The following is a 3121-nucleotide window of genomic DNA, read 5'->3' on the forward strand; positions in this document are numbered from 1 at the left end:
CCGGCCTGGAGGCAGCCGTGCTCGTCGGCGGGGCGGGCGACGACGCCGGTGTCGCCGCGGTGCGCGAGCTGTCACCGGGCGCCGCCGTCATCGTCACCGACCGGGCGGGAACGGTCACCGCGTGAGCGAATTCCGCTCGGGGTTCGTGTGTTTCGTCGGAAGGCCGAACACCGGCAAGTCGACGCTGACGAACGCGCTGGTGGGCACCAAGGTGGCGATCACCTCGAACCGGCCGCAGACCACGCGGCACACCATCCGCGGCATCGTGCACCGCACCGACTTCCAGATCATCCTCGTCGACACCCCTGGCCTGCACCGGCCGCGCACGCTGCTGGGGCAGCGACTCAACGAGCTGGTGAAGAACACCTACTCCGAGGTCGACGTGATCGGGTTGTGCATCCCCGCCGACGAGGCGATCGGCCCCGGCGACCGGTGGATCCTCGAACAGATCAAGGCGGTGGCGCCGAGGACCACGCTGGTCGCGATCGTCACCAAGATCGACAAGGTCTCAAAGGAGAAGGTCGCCGCGCAGCTGATGGCGGTCAGCGAGCTGGTGGGGCCGGACACCGAGATCGTGCCGGTGTCGGCCACCGCCGACGAACAACTCGACGTGCTCATCGACGTGTTCGCAGCCCAGCTGCCGCCGGGGCCGGCCTTCTACCCCGACGGTGAGCTGACCGACGAGCCCGAGGAGACGCTGATGGCCGAGCTGATCCGCGAGGCCGCCCTCGAAGGTGTGCGCGACGAACTACCGCACTCCCTCGCCGTGGTGATCGAGGAGATCAACCCGCGCGAAGACCGGGACGACCTGATCGATGTGCACGCCATCCTCTACGTCGAACGCGACAGCCAGAAGGGCATCGTGATCGGCAAGGGCGGTGCCAGACTCCGGGAAGTCGGCACCGCCGCCCGCACCCAGATCGAGAAGCTCCTCGGCACCAAGGTGTACCTGGAGCTCCGGGTGAAGATCGCCAAGAACTGGCAGCGCGATCCGAAACAGTTGGGCCGCTTGGGCTTCTAGTTCACAGGTATGCGGTGCAGTGCGCCGCGTCACCGGGCGCCACCTCTGCCACCACCGTGTCGTCGACCGTGATGCGGCACCCCTGGCTACCGGACTTGGTGACGACGACGACCTGGAGCAGCGATACGTCCGGGCCGATTGCCGTGGTCTGGTGGAACGGCGCAGTGGTGCCCTCGGGAAGGCGACCGCCCGGATCCAGGTCGATCGAGTACACGGTGCCTGTCCCCGTCACCTCGAAGAGGACGCTGCGCAACTGCGCGGACGCCGCTGGCGGAGCCTGAGTGCCGACCTTCCTGGATGCCGCCTGGGCGTTGTCGGCCTTCGTGGCGGCCCGCACATCCGGGGTCACGCACACGACGTCGCCGTCGAACGCCTCACGCCACACGAATCCCTGCTTGCAACTGTTGGATCCGAACGCGCCGTTGGGATCCCGATTGGCGACGGCCTGTGCGTTCTGTGCCGCGGTGGCGTCGCGGGTGGCCGGCGTGACGCAGACGTTGTCACCCGGCGCCGCCTCGCGCCAGACGAATCCGCTGATACAGGTGTCGGGTCCGAACGGTTGGGCCGACACCGGCGCCGGTGTGAGGGCGGCTGCCGCCATCAGTGCCGCGGACAGCGGAATGAGCTTCGTGCTGTTCATCGATCATCCTCCAGTTGGGATGCGGCAGCGCTTCCCCGGCTGCCGGCGAAAGTGACGCTATTGAGCACGGATCGGGCTCGATAGCGTAGGGCGCTACCTCACGCCGCGAAGATGCGCCGACCGCTGCCATGCAGAAGCGCCGTGGAGCCGGCGTGCTCCCACGCGGGTGAGGCCTCGACGCTATTGCCGCGCGCGGGGGGATGAATCGGGTCTTTCCCTATCCCTGACCCTCTGTCGGTCCGGGATCACCCGGGTACGTCGTCCCACCACCGTGCCGGCTGCATGGTCACCCAGCCGTTGATGGCCTCCAGTTCGGCGGCCAGCGACACCAGCAGCGGTTCGCTCGCCTCCGGCCCCATGAGCTGGACACCGATCGGCAACCCGTCGGCGGTGAAGCCGGCCGGCACGTTGATCGACGGCCACCCCAGCAGATTCCACGGCCACGTCACCGGGCACGCCTTGATCATCGTGCGGTCGGTCGACAGCCCGCCGCGCCGGTCGAAGTCGTGCACCGGCGGCGCAGGCAGGGCGGTGGTCGGCGCCAGCACCACGTCGGCGATGTTGAACACCCACCCGATACGCCGCTGCGCCGCGGCCTCCCGGCGCCGCGCCTTGCGCAGCACATGCTCCGACAACAGCCGGCCCGTCCGCAGGTTGGCTTTCGTGCGCTTGTCCAGTTCGACCCCGGGACCGAGCCGCTCGGCCCAATCCAACAGTCCGGAGGTGCTGCGCGACAAGAAGTTCCACGACATGCCGACGGTGTAGTCGGGATCGGCGGCGATCACGGTGTGACCCAGCTGTTCGAGCTGGCCCGCGACGCGTTGCATCGCGGTGCGGATCTCCGGGTGGAGTTTCGCCCTGAAGACCGTGAACGGGAACTTCGTCGACATCGCGATGCGCAGCGGGCCCGGAGCCCGGCCGACGAAGTCCGCCGCCCGCACCGGGTCCGGCCGGTGCAGGTCGCCCGCCGCGTTGCCCGACGCCGCGTCGAGGACCAGTGCGGCGTCGATGACGGTGCGCGCGAGCACGCCGTTGACCGTGATGCCGTTGAACGCCTCGGGCAGCGGCCAGGTGGAGATGCGGCCGCGCTGCGGTTTGATGCCGACGAGGTGACACCACGCCGCCGGGATCCGCACACTGCCCGCGCCGTCGGAGCCGATCGCCGCGGTGACCAGTCCGGCGGCCACGGCCGCGGCGCTGCCGCCCGACGAGCCGCCGGGGGTGTGGTCGCGCGACCACGGGTTGCGGGTGTGGCCGAACGCCGGCCCACTGGTGAAGGGCCACTGGCCCAGCTCGCAGGTGTTGGTCTTGCCGACGATGACCGCACCGGCGGCCCGCAGCCTGCGCACCACCTCGGAATCCTCACGCGCCGGGCGCACCGTCCCGTCGGCGCCGAAGCGGGTGGGCATCCCGGCGATGTCCACGTCGTCCTTGACCGCGATCGGGATGCCGAGCAGCGG

Annotated in this window: 3 protein-coding genes and 1 pseudogene; 2 read left to right on the plus strand and 2 right to left on the minus strand. The window is 69.7% G+C overall.

The features are described 5' to 3' along the window. Together Q2100_RS24615 and era are read left to right on the plus strand one after the other, a co-directional pair. Positions 1–125 (plus strand): annotated as a pseudogene (locus Q2100_RS24615) (cytidine deaminase); the annotation flags it as partial. Next, entirely contained in the window at positions 122–1021 is a 900-nt protein-coding gene (gene era / locus Q2100_RS24620; protein WP_264012688.1) for a GTPase Era, read from the plus strand. The pseudogene Q2100_RS24615 and the gene era, both read left to right, overlap by 4 nt. Before the next feature lies 1 nt (position 1022). Here the strand turns inward: era and Q2100_RS24625 are convergent, their stop codons facing one another. Continuing rightward, positions 1023–1661: a hypothetical protein gene (locus tag Q2100_RS24625; RefSeq protein ID WP_264012689.1), complete on the minus strand. Its 639-nt coding sequence runs from the start codon at positions 1659–1661 to the stop codon at positions 1023–1025. Positions 1662–1906: 245 nt separating this feature from the next. After that, positions 1907–3121 (minus strand): amidase (locus tag Q2100_RS24630; protein WP_302916163.1); only part of this gene is annotated, 1215 nt, incomplete at its 5' end.

Origin of the sequence: Mycolicibacterium arseniciresistens (genome assembly GCF_030519285.1) — a bacterium.
Taxonomy (GTDB): Bacteria; Actinomycetota; Actinomycetes; order Mycobacteriales; family Mycobacteriaceae; genus Mycobacterium; species Mycobacterium arseniciresistens.

Excerpts from the sequence above, each read along its gene's own strand:
- Q2100_RS24625 (WP_264012689.1), bottom strand. The coding sequence starts at position 1,661 with ATGAACAGCACGAAGCTCATTCCGCTGTCCGCGGCACTGATGGCGGCA.